General features: G+C 38.1%; 16 protein-coding genes. 4 read left to right on the top strand and 12 right to left on the bottom strand.

Features of this window, described 5'->3' with window-relative positions; genetic code table 11:
- Positions 1-41 precede the first annotated feature (41 nt).
- Both OLM45_RS12560 and OLM45_RS12555 read left to right on the top strand, forming a co-directional pair.
- Positions 42-923, top strand: a complete 882-nt coding sequence (locus tag OLM45_RS12560) for a bifunctional 5,10-methylenetetrahydrofolate dehydrogenase/5,10-methenyltetrahydrofolate cyclohydrolase (protein ID WP_129461459.1) — start codon at positions 42-44, stop codon at positions 921-923.
- Positions 924-1,412: a GNAT family N-acetyltransferase gene (locus tag OLM45_RS12555; protein ID WP_264510674.1), complete on the top strand. Its 489-nt coding sequence runs from the start codon at positions 924-926 to the stop codon at positions 1,410-1,412.
- Here OLM45_RS12555 and OLM45_RS12550 read toward each other — a convergent pair.
- The 8 genes from OLM45_RS12550 to OLM45_RS12515 form a co-directional block, all read right to left on the bottom strand.
- A complete protein-coding gene (locus tag OLM45_RS12550) occupies positions 1,407-1,895 on the bottom strand; it encodes a hypothetical protein (protein WP_264510672.1) in 489 nt (162 codons plus the stop codon). The two genes, OLM45_RS12555 and OLM45_RS12550, sit on opposite strands and share 6 nt — an antisense overlap.
- A 25-nt stretch (positions 1,896-1,920) precedes the next feature.
- Positions 1,921-4,140: a T9SS type A sorting domain-containing protein gene (locus OLM45_RS12545; protein WP_264510670.1), complete on the bottom strand. Its 2,220-nt coding sequence runs from the start codon at positions 4,138-4,140 to the stop codon at positions 1,921-1,923.
- 487 nt (positions 4,141-4,627) lie between these two features.
- Positions 4,628-5,368: a DUF4328 domain-containing protein gene (locus tag OLM45_RS12540; RefSeq protein WP_264510668.1), complete on the bottom strand. Its 741-nt coding sequence runs from the start codon at positions 5,366-5,368 to the stop codon at positions 4,628-4,630.
- 67 nt (positions 5,369-5,435) lie between these two features.
- The gene (gene rluF / locus OLM45_RS12535; protein WP_264510643.1) at positions 5,436-6,263 is read right to left on the bottom strand and encodes a 23S rRNA pseudouridine(2604) synthase RluF; all 828 of its coding nucleotides are present in this window, start codon (positions 6,261-6,263) and stop codon (positions 5,436-5,438) included.
- Positions 6,264-6,290: 27 nt separating this feature from the next.
- A complete protein-coding gene (locus OLM45_RS12530; protein ID WP_264510641.1) occupies positions 6,291-7,133 on the bottom strand; it encodes an alpha/beta fold hydrolase in 843 nt (280 codons plus the stop codon).
- A gap of 55 nt (positions 7,134-7,188) precedes the next feature.
- Positions 7,189-7,968 (bottom strand): zinc ribbon domain-containing protein, encoded by a 780-nt coding sequence (locus tag OLM45_RS12525; RefSeq protein ID WP_264510639.1) that lies wholly within the window; start codon positions 7,966-7,968, stop codon positions 7,189-7,191.
- 3 nt (positions 7,969-7,971) lie between these two features.
- Complete coding sequence (locus OLM45_RS12520; protein ID WP_264510637.1) at positions 7,972-9,072, bottom strand: Nif3-like dinuclear metal center hexameric protein; 1,101 nt, start codon at positions 9,070-9,072, stop codon at positions 7,972-7,974.
- 7 nt (positions 9,073-9,079) lie between these two features.
- Positions 9,080-9,646 (bottom strand): hypothetical protein, encoded by a 567-nt coding sequence (locus OLM45_RS12515; RefSeq protein ID WP_264510635.1) that lies wholly within the window; start codon positions 9,644-9,646, stop codon positions 9,080-9,082.
- Positions 9,647-9,695: 49 nt separating this feature from the next.
- Between OLM45_RS12515 and lpxK the strand changes: the two genes are divergently transcribed.
- Positions 9,696-10,727: a tetraacyldisaccharide 4'-kinase gene (lpxK, locus tag OLM45_RS12510; RefSeq protein WP_264510633.1), complete on the top strand. Its 1,032-nt coding sequence runs from the start codon at positions 9,696-9,698 to the stop codon at positions 10,725-10,727.
- Entirely contained in the window at positions 10,699-11,511 is an 813-nt protein-coding gene (locus OLM45_RS12505) for a purine-nucleoside phosphorylase (protein WP_264510631.1), read from the top strand. The genes lpxK and OLM45_RS12505 overlap by 29 nt, the downstream gene beginning before the upstream one ends.
- Here the strand turns inward: OLM45_RS12505 and OLM45_RS12500 are convergent, their stop codons facing one another.
- The 4 genes from OLM45_RS12500 to OLM45_RS12485 form a co-directional block, all read right to left on the bottom strand.
- Positions 11,512-13,692 carry an ATP-binding protein gene (locus OLM45_RS12500; RefSeq protein WP_264510629.1) on the bottom strand — a complete coding sequence of 727 codons (2,181 nt, stop codon included), beginning with the start codon at positions 13,690-13,692 and terminating at the stop codon, positions 11,512-11,514. It abuts the gene before it with no gap.
- Between the two features lie 32 nt (positions 13,693-13,724).
- On the bottom strand, positions 13,725-14,723 hold the full coding sequence (gene gap / locus OLM45_RS12495) for a type I glyceraldehyde-3-phosphate dehydrogenase (protein ID WP_264510627.1): 999 nt from the start codon (positions 14,721-14,723) through the stop codon (positions 13,725-13,727).
- 9 nt (positions 14,724-14,732) lie between these two features.
- Positions 14,733-15,605 (bottom strand): lipoyl synthase, encoded by an 873-nt coding sequence (gene lipA, locus OLM45_RS12490; protein WP_129461471.1) that lies wholly within the window; start codon positions 15,603-15,605, stop codon positions 14,733-14,735.
- 79 nt (positions 15,606-15,684) lie between these two features.
- Entirely contained in the window at positions 15,685-16,929 is a 1,245-nt protein-coding gene (locus OLM45_RS12485; RefSeq protein ID WP_264510625.1) for an MFS transporter, read from the bottom strand.
- Between the last annotated feature and the right edge of the window lie 22 nt (positions 16,930-16,951).

The following is a 16,951-nucleotide window of genomic DNA, read 5'->3' as shown; positions in this document are numbered from 1 at the left end:
AATTTTAAGCCCTTTTTTGATAACTACCAAAACACAACAACATGACAATTTTAGACGGTAAAAAAGTTTCTGAAGACATCAAAAATGAAATCGCTGATGAAGTACAAAAAATGCGAAGTAATGGGGAAAAAGTCCCCCATTTGGCAGCAATCATCGTAGGGAATGATGGGGCGAGTATGACTTATGTAAGTAGTAAAGTAAAAGCGTGCGAACGCGTGGGATTTGAATCTACCTTAATCCGTATGCCCAGCACTACTTCTGAAACAGAGTTGCTCAAGAAAATCAAAGAATTGAATGAAGATGATGCAATTGACGGATTTATTGTGCAATTACCTTTACCCAAACAAATCGATACCCAACATATTCTGATGTCCATTGATCCCAGTAAAGATGTGGACGGTTTCCATCCCGAGAATTTTGGAAAAATGGCATTAGACATGAGTACATTCATCCCTGCAACTCCTTTTGGAATTTTGGAACTTCTCGAACGCTATAATGTAGAAACCAAAGGTAAGCATACTGTCGTTATCGGGCGTAGTCATATTGTGGGACGGCCCATGAGTATCTTAATGGGTAGAAATCACTTTCCTGGTAATTCAACAGTGACACTCACACACAGTCATACCAAAAATATTAACCAAATTACCACCCAAGCGGATATTATCATAACTGCCCTAGGCGTCCCCAATTATTTAAAGGCAGAAATGGTAAAAGACGATGTAGTGGTCATTGATGTCGGAATCACACGTGTGGCCGATGAAACTGCTGAAAAAGGGTACCGTATCGTTGGTGATGTGGATTTTGAAAATGTTTCCAAAAAAGCATCGCATATTACGCCAGTTCCAGGTGGGGTCGGACCCATGACAATTGCAATGTTACTAAAAAATACACTTTTAGCCCGTGAGCAAAAACGGTTGAAATAAATGAATATTCGGATTGCCACAACGCAAGACTGCCTACTTATTCAGTCGCTTGCCGCAACAATTTGGCCAGTGGCTTATCGTACTATATTATCCAAAGAGCAATTGGATTATATGTTGGATAAATTTTACACCCCCACTGCATTAGAACAGCAAATGGAGCAAGGACAAGTCTTTTTTATTTTAGAGGAAAATAGTGAAGCACTTGGTTTCGCTGCTGTGGCGTTACATGAAAAACCCAATATTGCAAAATTGCACAAACTCTATGTTTTGTCCCATTTGCAAGGAAAAGGTTGGGGAAGAATACTCTTAGAACATTGTTGTGCTTATGCGTTGCAGCACCACCAACAGTCTATTTTTTTAAATGTCAACCGTTTCAATAAAGCGCTAACTTTTTATGAAAAGTTTGGATTTACTTGTATTGAAACGGTTGATATTCCTATAGGAAATGGGTACTTCATGGAAGATTTTGTGATGGAAAAAAGGTTATAATTTTTTCAGAACTTCTGCTAAATTTCCTTTTTCATTACCCGCAATTAGTTTTTTTAAATTCGATGTAAGCGGCACATTATTCTCTTTTTTTGCCACATAATTTGTAGCTATGCGTAAAGTGTTTAATTCAACGACAGCAATATCTTTTGAATCCCCATGTTCTTTAACCAAATAAACAATCATGGCTGCTAAATAAACCCCCAATAAATTGGAGTTTTCACCACTAAACTTAGTTGCGGTTTCAGATAGGCTAAATGTATAGTCGGGAGTACCTTCCATCCATTGCATCAGGAATTGCAAATGTTGTATCCGAAGCATTTCATTGTTGTCTAAGGGCGAGTTGAGTAAATATGTTGCACTTTCAATTACTTTGGGCTCCGCAACTTTATAATCGGCTTCTTTTTTAAATTCAATTGGACTAACTTCTTGGCTGAAAATTAAAGACCAAGTAAAAAATGCAAGGAATACAAATACTTTTCTCATCTAGATATTGAATTAGGATAATAAATTATTGTTTTTGGAATCGAATAACGACCTTAGTATCAGAATTTGATAATCGAAGTAAGTATTGTCCAGGAACTAATTCTGCTACAGCAATCTGTTGAGCATTCACGGGTTTAACGGCGAGTAAACGGCCATTCATATCAAATACCTCCGCTACAAAATAGGCATCACTTGATAATTTAATATACTCTTGTGCGGGATTGGGAGCAAATTGAAGCGAAATAACTTCATTTTCTACTGTTCCCAAGGCATTAACTGTTGTTGTATAAGTATTCGTTACAATCGGTAAATTGTAGTCAAAATAGATAGAAGCTGTATTAGAGAAGGAATCGCCAATGACTAAACTCGATTTTGTGCGAATTTTAAACACAATATATCCGTCATTAGAGGCATCATCAAACGGTAAATTGATGTTTTCGAATATAAAATCTACTTGACCATTGGGAAGTGTTCTTGAATCATAGGGATGACTTGCGTCTAAAATGATCAGCGAACTTAAATCCAATTTAGCACTGTCAATCATATCCGTAATCACAATATTACGGGCAGGCGCCGTTCCTAAATTTTCAAATCGAATCATGTAGTGTACAAAATCGCCTACTTTTTCTGTAGAAATAGTAGCTCCTTCCAAACAAAACTTAAAGTTAGGATCAAAGGAATTTACTACAGTATGTTTTAATTCAAATTGGTTGTCATTAGAATATTCATCGGTTAAACCATTCACATTGGCCGTAAAATTTAAAACATCACCCGATTGTAGTCCGGGTGTACTGGCAGGTGTTTGTAATATATGGGTGACCAAAAATTCTTCCGACGCAAAGGGTTGTAAATTAGTAACCGTCCATGAAATCTGATTGGCATTGAGCGAAGTGGCTACAGGATTTACCGTGCTTAAACTTGCCAATTGAGCATTAAAGCTCCACGTAATTGTGGCCGTTTGCGTTGTTGTCCCTTTGTTTTTACAAATGATTTTGTAGGTTGTGGAATAGCCTGGAACCGCATCAGTTAGTGGAATGGCAATGATTTCTAAGTCGTTATGATTTCCGTTGTAACTTAGACAAAAATCTTGGGTAAACGGACTAAGATTTAAAGGGAAGTTGAGTTGTGAAACAGCCGGATTAATTACATAATATTCTGGATGTTCAATAATGGGTTCGATTGTATAATTGCCTTCGTTGAGGTAAATGGAATAATTGCCATTTTCTGAAGAACTGTAACGATGTTCCGTTTGGTTATTTCGAACCAACTTCAAATTTACTTTGGGAACGAGTGGATCATTTAGTTCACATCCATTCGAATTAGTGTCAAATCGAACCGAACCTTTTAAGGAATACAATGTTCCTCCTGGTTGAAAGGTACAATACGGATTGACAGCACATTGCGAACTGCCCGAATAGGTGTTCACCATAAACTGAATACTTGCAATTTCAATGGGGTTGTCGTCGGTGCAAACAAAGTTTAATTGGGGAGTGTTGGTCAAACTTAGTCCCGATTCAAACCGGTTGTTTTTAAGATATACCTGTTGTAAGTTGGGATTGTGGTCTAATTGAACAACGGACAAATTCGGTAAATTACTTCCGTCAAATTGCGAAATTAGCGTTTGCGATGCATACACATTCGCAATATTCAAACCGTTGTTGAAAACCAAGGAATTCAAAGGGTTATTACTGATGTCTAACTGACTTAATCCCGTCAATCCCTGAGTGGTAAATGTTTGGATAGCATTTCCAGCCAAGTTCAAATTCACCAAAGCTCCATTATTGCCAAAAAGTACATTTTGTATTTGGTTATTTTGACCCTCAAACCATTGCAATTGGTTCAAATTGGAAAGATTTATCGTAGTAAGTTGATTGTTTTTACAAGCCAAATGGGTGAGGTTAGTCAAACTTTGAATGGGTAATTGCGACAATAAGTTGGCATTGCAATTCAATACCCGCAATTGAGAGAATCCTGAAATTCCAGAAAGCGAAACAATTTTTGCATTCACCGGACTCCCTTGGTTGTTGATGTCCAATTGAAAAACTTGTAGCGCTTCTTGCGTTTCTATTTCACCATTAGCATTACTGTCAATAGCTATAGAATTCCCCGAACTGTTTTTAGCAATCGTATTAGAAGGGGAGGATTGAAGCAGTTTAAATTTAAAATTGGAGTCAGGAATAGTCACCACCTGAGCTAAGGTGAAAAAAGGCAAAACGATAAGAAAAATGAGTAATTTTTCTTTCATCTAAATTCGCAGTTATAAAGTCCACATATATTCCTATGTATCAAATATAACATAAAAAATCATATCTGTGATTTTTTATGTTAAAAAAGGAAAGATTAATCAAGTAAAGTTGATAATAATGAGCAAACTAAAAATAAAACAACCCCAATCAATGGGGTTGCTTACACTGCAAATTTATAAGGATAGGAAATAGGACATGTCAAAAGCTGATTCCGGTCCAGTCGCCCCGCATTTCCTCAGCGTAGGCAACATGTAATGTTCGCAGTTGCGACCAAACCTCAAATTGAATCAGTAGTCTGAACAATACAACGCAATTTTTCATGTTTGTTTTGTATCGTTTTTTCTAAGGCGAATAATTAGATGAATAACACAGTACGAAGCTAACGAAAAGGAATTTTTAAAAAAATAGCTACTGAGTACATTGGGCAATCATTCGATTAAATGCCCCTTTTGCCTGAGGATTAAAGAATCAATATTGATTAATTTGCTATTCTGAGTCCGAATTTGAATCAATTGAAGGGTTTATAATATTCGAATCAGTTTCGAATTCAGAAGTTGGATTTGAAGTTTCGTTATTTTCTTTGGGATACAAAATGAAAATTTTTTCTAAGGCTTGATAACGTTCTATTACGAAAAGCAATAGTAAACCATTACCTATTAATAGCATATTGTCAACAAGTGACAATATTGTTTGCATTTTTAGAGAATCTATAGTGTCTCCTTTATACACTACGCGGGCTATATTTTCAATGATACGTCCTATTGTTAATGTAAACCACCATAAGCCTAGAGCTAAATGGGGGGCATTGGGGACCTTTTCTCCCTGTGCCCTTAAATACTCAGTTGTTTTATCAAATAATTCTTTAAAGATAACATACGGTTTATACAATGAGAGAATGGGAACGAACCAAGACCAAATGGCCCAACTATCTGTTTCATCGGTATAAGTTACTTGCATAATTAAATTATAGTAAGCCCTTCTAAACCATTGTAGAAAGAAGATGCCTGCAATGACCCAAGATACAAATTGAACGATAACAAAAAAAAGTTGGCGATTGTCGTTACTATTAAGTGCTTCTTGTTCAAAATGAGCACCGTTTTCAAAAGCGCGAATCAATTGAAATTGCATATAATCTGAAACTAGGCTACCAAGAATAATAAGTAAAACAATGAGGATTGCAATGCGGGCATATTGACCCCGTTGATCATTTGGATTGAGATAATTCATGTGCATATATTTTAGTATTCAAAAAAAGCGCAATATAATTCGATTTCAAGCTACAATAATAAACCGCTTAATCTTTTTTGGGCAATCCTTTGAAGTTCTTGTGGATTGGAAATTTTGAAATTGTTTTTTGATTGGATTTTTGTGGATTGGGGTGTTCCTGAATCTCACTTTTCAAATCACTAGCCTCCTCTGTTTTACTCGAAGGTGCAATCAATAGGTCCAATTGTTTTAACTCGGAAGGCGTTAGTTTTCGGTACTTGCCTACAGGAACATCCAAACTAATATTGATGATCCGAATGCGTTTTAAGGCGGTTACTTCATAATCCAAATACTCGCACATACGCCGAATTTGGCGGTTTAATCCTTGTGTGAGTACGATGCGAAACACAAACCGACTGATTTGTTCTACCTTACATTTTCGCGTTACAGTGTCAAGTATGGGCACACCATTGCCCATGCGTTGTATAAATCGATCCGTGATGGGTTTGTTCACCGTAACGATATATTCTTTTTCGTGATTGTTGCGTGCCCGAAGAATTTTATTGACAATATCACCATCATTGGTCATGAATAGCAATCCCTCACTCGCTTTATCCAATCGTCCAATTGGGAATATCCGTTCGGGATAATTGATATAGTCGACAATGTTGTTTTTGACGGCTGTATTCGTTGTACATTCAATACCAACGGGTTTGTGGAAAGCCAAGTAAATACGCTCTTCTTGTTTGTTATGAATGGGGTTTCCGTCCACAAAAATTTGATCCTCCGAAGTCACTTTCATCCCCATTTCGGGTAATTTTCCATTCACTGTAATGCGCCCTTGCTCAATGAGTTTGTCTGCTTCACGTCGGGAGCAATATCCGGATTCCGATAAATATTTGTTTAAACGGGTCATGCCGCAAAGATATAGTTTCTATCGAACTTAATTTCGATTAATAAATTCAATAATGGTTTGGTACAAATAGGCATCGTGTAGACCATGACCTAAACCGCGTGTCGTGACAAATTCAGCTTTGGGCCATGCATTGGCAATTTTGTTGCTCTCTTCCCACAAAACTACAGCGTCCTCTTTATCGTGAATAATTAATCCTTCCTGAGGGATGTTTTCAACAAATTGTGCCGCAGAAAATTTTTCTATAGAAATGGAAAAACGCCGTTGTACATAGGTTTTTAAATAGCGATAAACCTTTCTATTCAATCCCAATAAAGTCACATAATTTTTTAAAATAATTTTAAAATCGGAAGGCGCACCTAAAAGTACAAAACGCTCGATTTCATGGGGATAATGTTTTTGATAATAGGTAATCGCATTTCCACCCACCGAATGACCAATCAGTGCTTTTGGAGCATATAGGGAAGCAATTTTATGAATAAATTCCGCATACAAAGGAACATTGAATTCCTTGCCACTACTCATGCCATGGGCCGGACCGTCAATGGCAATTATAGTCTTGCCTGTTTTAAGTAATTGTTTTAAAAGCTTTTTCCAGCGTGATGCGTTACTCTCCCAACCGTGAATAAGAAGTATTACCTCCTCATTGCCATTCCAAATATACGTTTGGATCGTATGGGTGTCTAAGGTATGTTTTACATGTTTGGCTCGAACTAAAGCTTTCGGGATATGGCTGGATTTGATTTTTCCTTTTCGGGGCGAACTAAATAGTCGGTACGCCAATCGGAAAGCATGTTTTGGATAGATATAGCTCATCACGTTGATGTACAAACCAACCAATTTGACAAGGATATATTGACTAATCTTTTTCAAAGCAGGTAATCTTAAATTGGGGTAATGAAAAAGCCACCGTTAAGGTGGCTTGGTATTATATTGATGCGAACATTTGTTCCATTTTTTCTCTTTCTTCCTGAGCCAGAACATTGTCCACCAAAATTCGTCCTGAATGCTCGTCGGTTAAAATTTTCTTTCGAGAAGCAATTTCAACTTGTGTTTGTGGAGGAATGGTGAAGAATGAACCTACAGAAGCTCCACGCTCAATAGATACTACCGCAAGTCCATTGCGAACACTATTGCGGATACGATCATAAGCAGTTAATAAACGAGCTTCAATTCCTTGACGGTATTCGGCTGATTTTTCCATCAAAAAGTTTTCTTCTTTTTGCGTTTCTGCCATAATATCGTTCAATTCCGCTTTCTTATGTTTTAAGTGCGTCGACTTTTGATCCAATTTCTCTTTGGTTTGTGAAATGGATTCTTTTTTGAATTCAATCGAAGCTTTTAATTCTTTGATTTGCTTTTCAGCCAATTGAATTTCCAATTCTTGGTATTCAACTTCTTTGGTCAACGCATTGAATTCGCGGTTGTTGCGAACCTCTTTTTGTTGTTCTGTGTATTTTTTAATGGAAACTTGGTGCCCTTCAATAGCCGCTTTTTTTGATTTGATGCTATCTTCAATCTGCGCTAAGTCCATTTGTAATTTGTCCAAACGAGTGGTTAATCCGGCAACCTCGTCCTCTAAATCTTCTACTTCTAGAGGTAGTTCGCCGCGAACACTTCTAATTTCGTCAATGCGAGAATCGATTAACTGTAAATCATATAGCGCTCTTAATTTTTCTTCAACGCTCATTTCTTTTGTAGTAGCCATATTTTATAAGTACTTAACCGGGTTTGTATTTTCTTCTGATAAAACGACTGCAAAATTAGTAATTTTTTCTTTAAGAAAATCAACTATGTAATTTTTTGTAAATCTTTCACTCTCAAAATGTCCGATATCTGCAAGCAACATTTTGCCTTCGGCTTCGTAAAAATTATGGTATTTTAAATCGGCAGTGAGATAGCAATCTGCACCCGCTTGTAAAGCATTTTTTATAGCAAAACTTCCCGAGCCTCCCAATACGGCTACTTTTTGAATTTTTTTACCTAAAAATGCTGAATGCCGAATGCCACCGCAGTCTAATTTTGACTTCACCTTCTTTAAAAAATCGACTTCATCCATGGGATGCTCTAATTGACCGATGCGACCCAAACCAATGTTTTGATGCGAGTTTTGTAAGGAGTAGACTTCATAAGCGACTTCCTCATAACGGTGACTCGCAAAAAGCGCTTTAAGAATTTTACTCTGTAAATGCTTTTCAAAAGTCACTTCGATTTTGACTTCTTGGGCTTCTACCATTTCAAACCGTTCGCCCACCACAGGATTGCTGTTTTCATTGCCTTGGTAAGTGCCTGTTCCGGTCGAACTAAAACTGCAGTTTTCATAATTACCTATGGTTCCCGCTCCAGCAGCAAATAAGGCCGTTCGAATGGTTGCCGCATCTTCAACGGGTGCAAAGGTGACCAGTTTTTGAATGAAATCCGACTTGGGTACAAGTACTGAACTATTTAAAATACCTAGTGCATTGCAAAATAAAGCATTTACACCGTTTGGATGATTGTCCAAAGCGGTATGAACCGCATATATGGCGATGTCATTTTTAATGGCTTTGATGACCGCTCGTTCCACATAATTTTTTCCCGTTATTTTTTTCAATCCCGAAAACAAAATAGGGTGGAAACAAACGACCAAATTGCATTTTTTGGCGATGGCTTCATCTATAACCGTCTCCAAAGCATCATGGCAGACCAAAATTCCAGTCAGCGCAGATTCAACATCACCCACCAAAAGTCCCACATTGTCAAAATCCTCTGCATAGGCCAAAGGCGCTAATTCTTCAAGGATAGGCAGTATTTCTTTAATTCTATAACTCATAATTCATTTAAGTTTCCCAACGGTTAAATTCTTCCACCCATTGCCATTGGCCATTGATTTTTTGAAAAAGAATAAAACTGCCGCTGTTATGTTCGATGCTCCTGTAAAACCCCACTTTGATCAAACAGTAATTATTGGGTAAATAAATGGGTTGGTTGACAATCATCATCCGTTGATTATTTTCCCCGTTGGTCGCCGTTTTGGATTGAAATTCAGCCAAACTGACCGGCGCTTGCACCTTCTTCTGTAAATATTGGTGTTGATTGGTGAATAACAATTCAAACTCTTTATCCCAATTATCCAATGGTTTTGGCGCTTGAATTTGTTTTTTTATTTCGGAAACATAGTTTTTTAATACAGGATGGTTTTTACAACCTTCAGAAATTTCGATGGTATTATTGGCTTTTTCTTTATAAAAAAAGAGCAATTGCAAACGGTCTTTAACGATGGGTTTTTCGTTCGCATAATATTTAGTCAATACGATTTTGAGTAATGCAGCATTATCTTGAACGGTATTTTGACTCCACGCTATACCTGCTAAAAGTAACCAAAATACGAGTAAAAACCGTTTCATTTTTATAATCTTGAATCCTCCAAAGATAAAAAAATGTTACTTTCGTACTATGATAATTTTACGTTACCTACTTTTTCCATTGGCATTATTGTATGGTTGTATTGCTGCCATTCGCAATATAATGTATGATAAAGGTTGGTTAACTTCCTATACTTTTGATATTCCAATCTTGGCAGTAGGCAATTTAAGTGTAGGCGGCACGGGTAAAACCCCACAAATTGAATCGTTAATTCGTTTGTTGCAACCCCATTACCGAGTAGCTACATTGAGTAGGGGATACGGTCGTAAATCAAAAGGCTATTGGGTGGCCAATGATATGGCAGCTTCGGAAGTTAATGGTGCCTTAATTGGTGACGAACCCTATCAAATGCATTTGAAATTTCCTGAAGTTACCGTTGCAGTGGATGCTGATCGTCGTAACGGTATTCTTCAGTTACTTGCTCGAAATCCGAAACCGGAAGTTATATTACTAGACGATGCTTTTCAACACCGACGCGTTAAAGCCGGTTTTTACATAGTACTTACGGCCTATAACGATTTGTTTTGTCAGGATTGGATGTTACCCACGGGAACCTTACGAGAATTTGCTTCCGGAAAAAAAAGAGCAAATGTGATAATTGTCACAAAATGTCCAGCAGATTTAAGCGAACTTGCCCAACAGAAAATTCGTGAGCAATTGGACGTTAGCGTTCCGGTTTTTTTTAGTACAATTTCCTATGATTCTTTTGTTTACAATGCAAATGAACAACTAGCTGTGGTTGAAATTCGACGTCAGTCCAAAGTACTTCTAACCGGAATTGCAAAACCAGGGCCGTTTTATGCCTTTTTACAACAAGAAGGCGATACGGTGCTTACCTTTCCCGATCACCACGATTTTTCGCCTCAGGATATTGAAAAAATTAACCAAATCGCCAAAACGCAACCGATAATAACTACCGAAAAAGACTATGTTCGTTTGATGGGAAAAGGAATTGCGGCACCATTATACTACTTACCTATAAAAAGTGAGTTTTTAAAAGGAGAATCGGATTGGCAGCAACAAATTGAAAACTATGTGGGAACAAGTACACGAAACCGTTAACTTCATTCAAAAAACTACGGGTTTTACACCCGAATACGGAATCATTCTGGGTTCTGGATTGGGCAGTTTTACAGAAGATATACAAATCGAATACACTTTGCCTTACGGTGAAATTCCCAATTTTCCAATATCCACAGTACAAGGTCATCAAGGCGCTTTGGTTTTTGGAACCGTTGGAACTAAAAAAGTAGTCGCCATGCAAGGTCGCTTTCATTATTATGAAGGCTACGACATGAAACAAGTTACTTTCCCAGTTCGGGTCATGAAATATTTAGGAGTTAGCAAATTAATTGTGTCCAATGCTTCTGGAGGTGTAAATCCTGCTTATGAAGTTGGCTCCATTGTAGTAATTAAAGATCACATTAATTTGATGCCCGAACATCCGTTACGCGGAAAAAATGACGAGCGATTTGGCCCTCGATTTGTCAATATGAGCGAACCCTATAGTAAAGAAATGATGCGCCAAGCGAAAGAAATCGCAGTCCAAAATCAAATTACGTTGCATGAAGGCGTGTATTTGGGGTTACAAGGCCCTACTTTTGAAACCCTTTCCGAATACCGGATGGTGAAAATTTTAGGTGCCGATTGTGTCGGAATGTCTACCGTTCCCGAAGTGATTGTCGCCCGTCACATGGAACTGGAAACGTTCGGATTGTCCGTAATTACCGATATGGGTGACGAAGAGAATATCGAAGAAGTAAATCACGCAGAAGTATTGAAAGCGGCCCAAAAGGCTGAACCGCATGTGCGACTCCTCATTCGCGAATTAATTAAGCAGTACTAACTACAGCAAATAATCGGAAATGATTTTATAAAATTTTTCGGGTTCGAAAGGTTTTGTCAATACGTCTGTCATTCCATACGATAATAGCATTTCCCGATTTTCATTTAAGGAAATAGCTGTCAAAGCAATGATCGGAATGGTTGTGTTGAATTCCCGAATTTGTTCTGTAGCAATTGTTCCATTAATACCCGGTAAATGCACGTCCATAAGCACCAAATCATAATTTTGGCCTTCTTTACGGATTAAGGTCACACAGTCTTCACCATTGTCAAGAATGCGACAATTCATTCCCCGATTTTCCAACATTTTTTTGGTAATCATTTGGTTGATTTTGTTGTCTTCAACCAATAATATGCGTTTTCCTTGAACAATCGTTTCATCGGTTTCTGTAACGGTCACTTCAACAGGTGCGGTTACCACATTATTTTCACCCACTTGAAACGGCAAGGTGAAAGAAAAAGTTGTACCTAATCCGACTTTACTATTTAATGTTATAGAACCGCCCAATAATTCAACCAAACGTTTAACAATCGCTAAACCTAATCCGGTGCCGCCATATTTTCGATTAATTTCGATCGAACCTTGTGAAAAACTTTCAAAAATTTCACTTTGTTTGTCTTCCGGAATTCCGATCCCATTATCCGACACTTGGAAATGGATGCGAATGTTTTTGTCTTGGACTTCTTCCAATTTTGCGATTAATCGAACGTGCCCGTTTTTGGTGAATTTCAATGCGTTATTCACCAAATTGATAATGATTTGCGAAAGTTTAGTCGGGTCACAAATCAAGTTCTCTGGAATCGCATTGTCGATTTCTATCTCAAAAATATTGTGATTCTCTTGTGCAATTTCGCGGAACGAATTTTGAATATTTTTCAAATGGGTACGAATCGTACACGTAATTTTTTCAACGGGAACATTCTCCGATTCAATGCGGTTGATTTCTAAAATATCATTGATGAATGTCAACAGGTAATTACCCGAAAATTTTAACGAATTCAAATACTCAATTTGTGAAGGTTTCGGATTTTCTTCGATTAACAAATGGGTAATTCCATTGATGGCATTTAAAGGTGTTCGCAATTCATGACTCACCGTTGAAAGAAACTCAGATCGGGCTTTGGTAGCATTTTCCGCTTTTTCTTTAGCGAGTTCTAATTCACGGTTTTTTTCATGCAAGAGTTTATTGGATTCATTGCGCAAAATATTGTTTTTGTACAACGATAAACTAAGTAACGATAAAATGGATATCAGCGCTATCGCCAAAATACTAATGAGTTTGGCAAAGTTCTTGGCTTTAATCTGACTCTCTTTTTCGCGTTCCAGTTGTTCCGCGTGCTTTATTTTCTCAGAATTTTTAAACGCATCAAAGTCGACTGGTTCAATTTTGGCATTAAACGAACGATCAATACTGTCTTTTAATTCGACATAGCGTTTCAAAAATCCATGCGAAGCATCAATATTGGCATTTTTTTCTTGAATCTGACTTAATGCTAAAAGTATTTTGGATTGTAATTCAAGAGAAGCTGTTGACCGATTTAAAGCACGGTTCATGTAATTCAACGCTAAGTTGTAGCGTTTGCGTTCTTTTTCGATCATTCCCAAATGATACAAGGCTTCGGGAATGACTTTTCGGGTATGAATTGTATCCGTTTGTGTAATGATTTTTTCCAACATGCCTACCGCCTGATGGGTTCGCCCCAACTGTTTATAAATAATGGAACGCTGCAAATTGATCAATTCAATGGCACTGTGAATTTTTAATTTTTCAAACAAGGTTTCCGCTTGATTGAGATTTTTTTCCGCAAGTGCTATTTTTTGCTCTTCAATATAAGACATGCCCAAATGATAATAACACATGGCTTGTTCCGTTGAATTGGGCAAGGTAGAATAAATAGCAATACTGCGAACAAAAGCATCGATAGCATCTTCGAACTTATGCAAATCATAATACACCAAACCTAAATTATAATAACTGTCAGCAAGTGCTTTTTCATCATTTTTTTTCTGAGAAAAATCAATGGCTTTTTTGGAATAATTCAGGCAGTTTTGGTAGTTGTTTGCTTTCTTATTGTATTGGATTTGCTGAAAATAATAGCCCAAACTATCGAAAGATTTCGATGCGTTTTTTTGGCTAAAAAGCACAAAAGGAACCAATAAGAAAAACAGTAGCTTTCTCATATTGAGGCATTTTATATACCAAAATAATGAAATTATTTGGAAACTAACCTAATTAAATCGACCAATCTCGATGAATAACCAATTTCATTGTCGTACCATCCGACGACCTTAACCATTTTATCGATGACCGAAGTGAGTTGGGCATCAAAAACACAAGAATGGGTGTTTCCAATAATATCCACAGAAACAATAGGATCTTCGGTATAATCCAATATTCCGGTTAATTTATTTTCGGCGGCATTTTTAAACGCGGCATTGATTTCCTCTATCGAAGTGTTTTTTCTTACATTAAACGTAATATCCGTTAATGAACCATCAGGAACAGGAACACGAATGCCACAACCTCCCATTTTACCTTCCATATCAGGAAATATTTTGGTTAATGCTTTAGCCGCTCCTGTGGTTGTAGGAACAATGGATTGTGAAGCTCCACGCGCCCGACGTAAATCTTTGTGGGGTTGGTCGTGTAAACTTTGATCGGTAGTGTAGGAGTGAACCGTAGTGATATAAGCTTGTTCAATGCCACACAACTCTTCAATGACTTTAATCATGGGAGCTGCATTGTTGGTGGTACAACTTGCATTGGAAATAATGGTTTCCGAGCCGTCCAGAATGGACTCGTTGACACCCAAAACTATAGTTTTGATTTCAGGAACTTCAGAAGGTGCTGATAGAATTACTTTAGGGGCACCAGCAGAATGATGTTGGGCTAGTTCTTCATAAGTCTTAAACTTTCCCGTGGATTCAACCACAAGATCGACTTTTGCACTGTGCCAGGGAATCTGTTGGATTTCTTTTTCATGGAAAAAAGCTACCGATTTTCCTTCAATGATAAATCCGTTAGCATCATAGAAAACGGGATGAGGGAATTTTCCGTGAATACTATCGTATTTGGTCAAATGGGCCATCGTGGCAGTATCTGCGATGTCGTTTATCGCTACCACTTCAATTGCGTCATGATTCCACAATAATCGAAACAAGTTCCGACCAATTCGGCCGTAGCCATTTATCCCTACACGAATTTTACCCATGTGATTCAATTAAAGAATGTGTTTTTCGGCGTGATAACTGGATCGAACTAAAGCACCACTTTCCACATGGCGGAAGCCCATTTCTTTACCAATACGTTCGTATTTTTCAAATTGTTCAGGCGTGATGAATTCTTTTACCGGCAAATGTTTTTTGGTAGGTTGTAAATATTGGCCTAAAGTCACAATGTCCACGTTAACATTGCGTAAATCACGCATGGTTTCGATGACCTCTTCTTCCGTTTCACCCAAACCGAGCATGATGCCCGATTTCGTTCTACGAATTCCTTGGTCTTTTAGGTATTTTAATACTTCCAAACTGCGGTCGTATTTGGCTTGAATGCGAACCTCACGTGTTAAACGGCGAACCGTTTCCATGTTGTGGGATACCACTTCGGGATTCGCTTCCACTATGCGGTCAATATGACGATGAATTCCTTGAAAATCGGGGATTAAGGTTTCTAAAGTGGTTTCGGGATTCATACGGCGAATCGCTTCAACGGTTTCCAACCAAATGATCGAACCCATATCTTTCAAGTCATCACGGTCTACACTGGTGATCACCGCATGTTTGATTTTCATGATTTTAATGGAACGTGCCACTTTTTCGGGTTCGTCCCAATCCACATCTTCAGGGCGCCCCGTTTTTACTCCACAAAATCCACAAGAACGGGTACAAATATTCCCCAAAATCATAAACGTAGCCGTACCTTCTCCCCAACATTCACCCATATTTGGGCAACTCCCCGAAGTACAAATGGTGTTCAGTTTATATTTATCAACTAAACCTCGTAATTCGGTATACTTCTGACCAATCGGTAGTTTTACCTTAAGCCATTTGGGTTTTCCATTAGGGGGTAATACGTGGGTAGATTCTGTGTTCATACGCGTCATTATTGACTGCAAAAATACAATCAATATTTATATTAAAAGCGGTTCTGTTAAAGTTTTAAGAGTTGTTCTTTTACTCAATAAAATCCAATTCTTTATTGTGGGTTTCAGGAATAGTCAATGTCGCGTAAATCCCCAAACCAAAAGCAAGAATGCCTACTATTAATGCAGCATTGATCACGGTTTGTGTTTGTTTACAATAATCGAATAGCAAAAGCATTACGGGAAGTAAGCCGCGAACCATATTCGGTACTGTTGTTGTAGTGGTATTGCGAAGGTTGGTTCCAAATTGTTCCGCGGCTACGGTGACAAACATCGCCCAATACCCGGTTCCGAGTCCGAGCCACGCGCAGAAAAAGTAATAACTGTTTTCTGTATTTGCGCCACCAAAAAGCATCCAAACCACGCCAAGAACAGTAAAAAGCATCATGTAAAAAATCGCTTTTTTACGTGAATGCAGTGCATGAGAGATAAAGCCACTGGCAAAATCACCCGCGGAAATTCCCACATAGCCCCACATGATGGCTTTCCCTGGAACAATGGATGCTATCCCCATTTCTGGAGCAAATTGGTTGGCCATCATCGCTAAAATTCCAATGCAATACCAAGTGGGTAAGCCAATCGCAATGCACTTTAGGTATTTTATACAGCGCGTTTTATTGGTGAATAAGGATAGAAAGTTTCCTTTTGCAATAGCGGTATTATTTTCGATGTCTTTATAAATCCCACTTTCAGAAACACTAATGCGCAAGACAAGTAACAGAAGTCCGAGTCCGCCCCCAATAAAATAAGCAGTGGTCCAATTGCCTGCCATTTGTACGGTTAATTGGGCAACCACTGCGCCAAGTAGACCAAATCCCGCTACTAAGGATGTGCCAATTGCCCGTAATTCTTTGGGTAAACTTTCCGAAACCAACGTAATTCCAGCACCCAACTCACCTGCTAATCCAATTCCGGCGATAAAACGCAACCACGCATACAAGGTGGCTTGATCCATAAAATGCAATTGTGGTAAAAATCCGCAGGCAATATTGGCGAGTGAGTAGACCAGTATCGAACCAAAAAGCACGGACAAGCGTCCTTTTTTATCTCCAAAAATACCCCAAATGATTCCACCCACCAATAGTCCGGTCATTTGATAGTTTATAATTTGCGTGCCCACGGTGTCCACATCCATGCCGAGTTCGGTAAGACTGGGTACTCGAACAATGCCAAAAAGCAATAAATCATAGATGTCTACAAAATAGCCAAGGGCTGCAATGATAACAGGAAAGCTCAATAAGTGCTTCCATTTTTCTGAAGTAGAAAATTGGGTCATGTAAAGTTTCGTTTGTTGGTTG

Source organism: Flavobacterium sp. N1719, from assembly GCF_025947045.1.
Classification (GTDB): domain Bacteria; phylum Bacteroidota; class Bacteroidia; order Flavobacteriales; family Flavobacteriaceae; genus Flavobacterium; species Flavobacterium stagni.
Note: the sequence above shows the minus strand (reverse complement) of the source record. Positions and strands in the feature narration are given on the sequence as shown.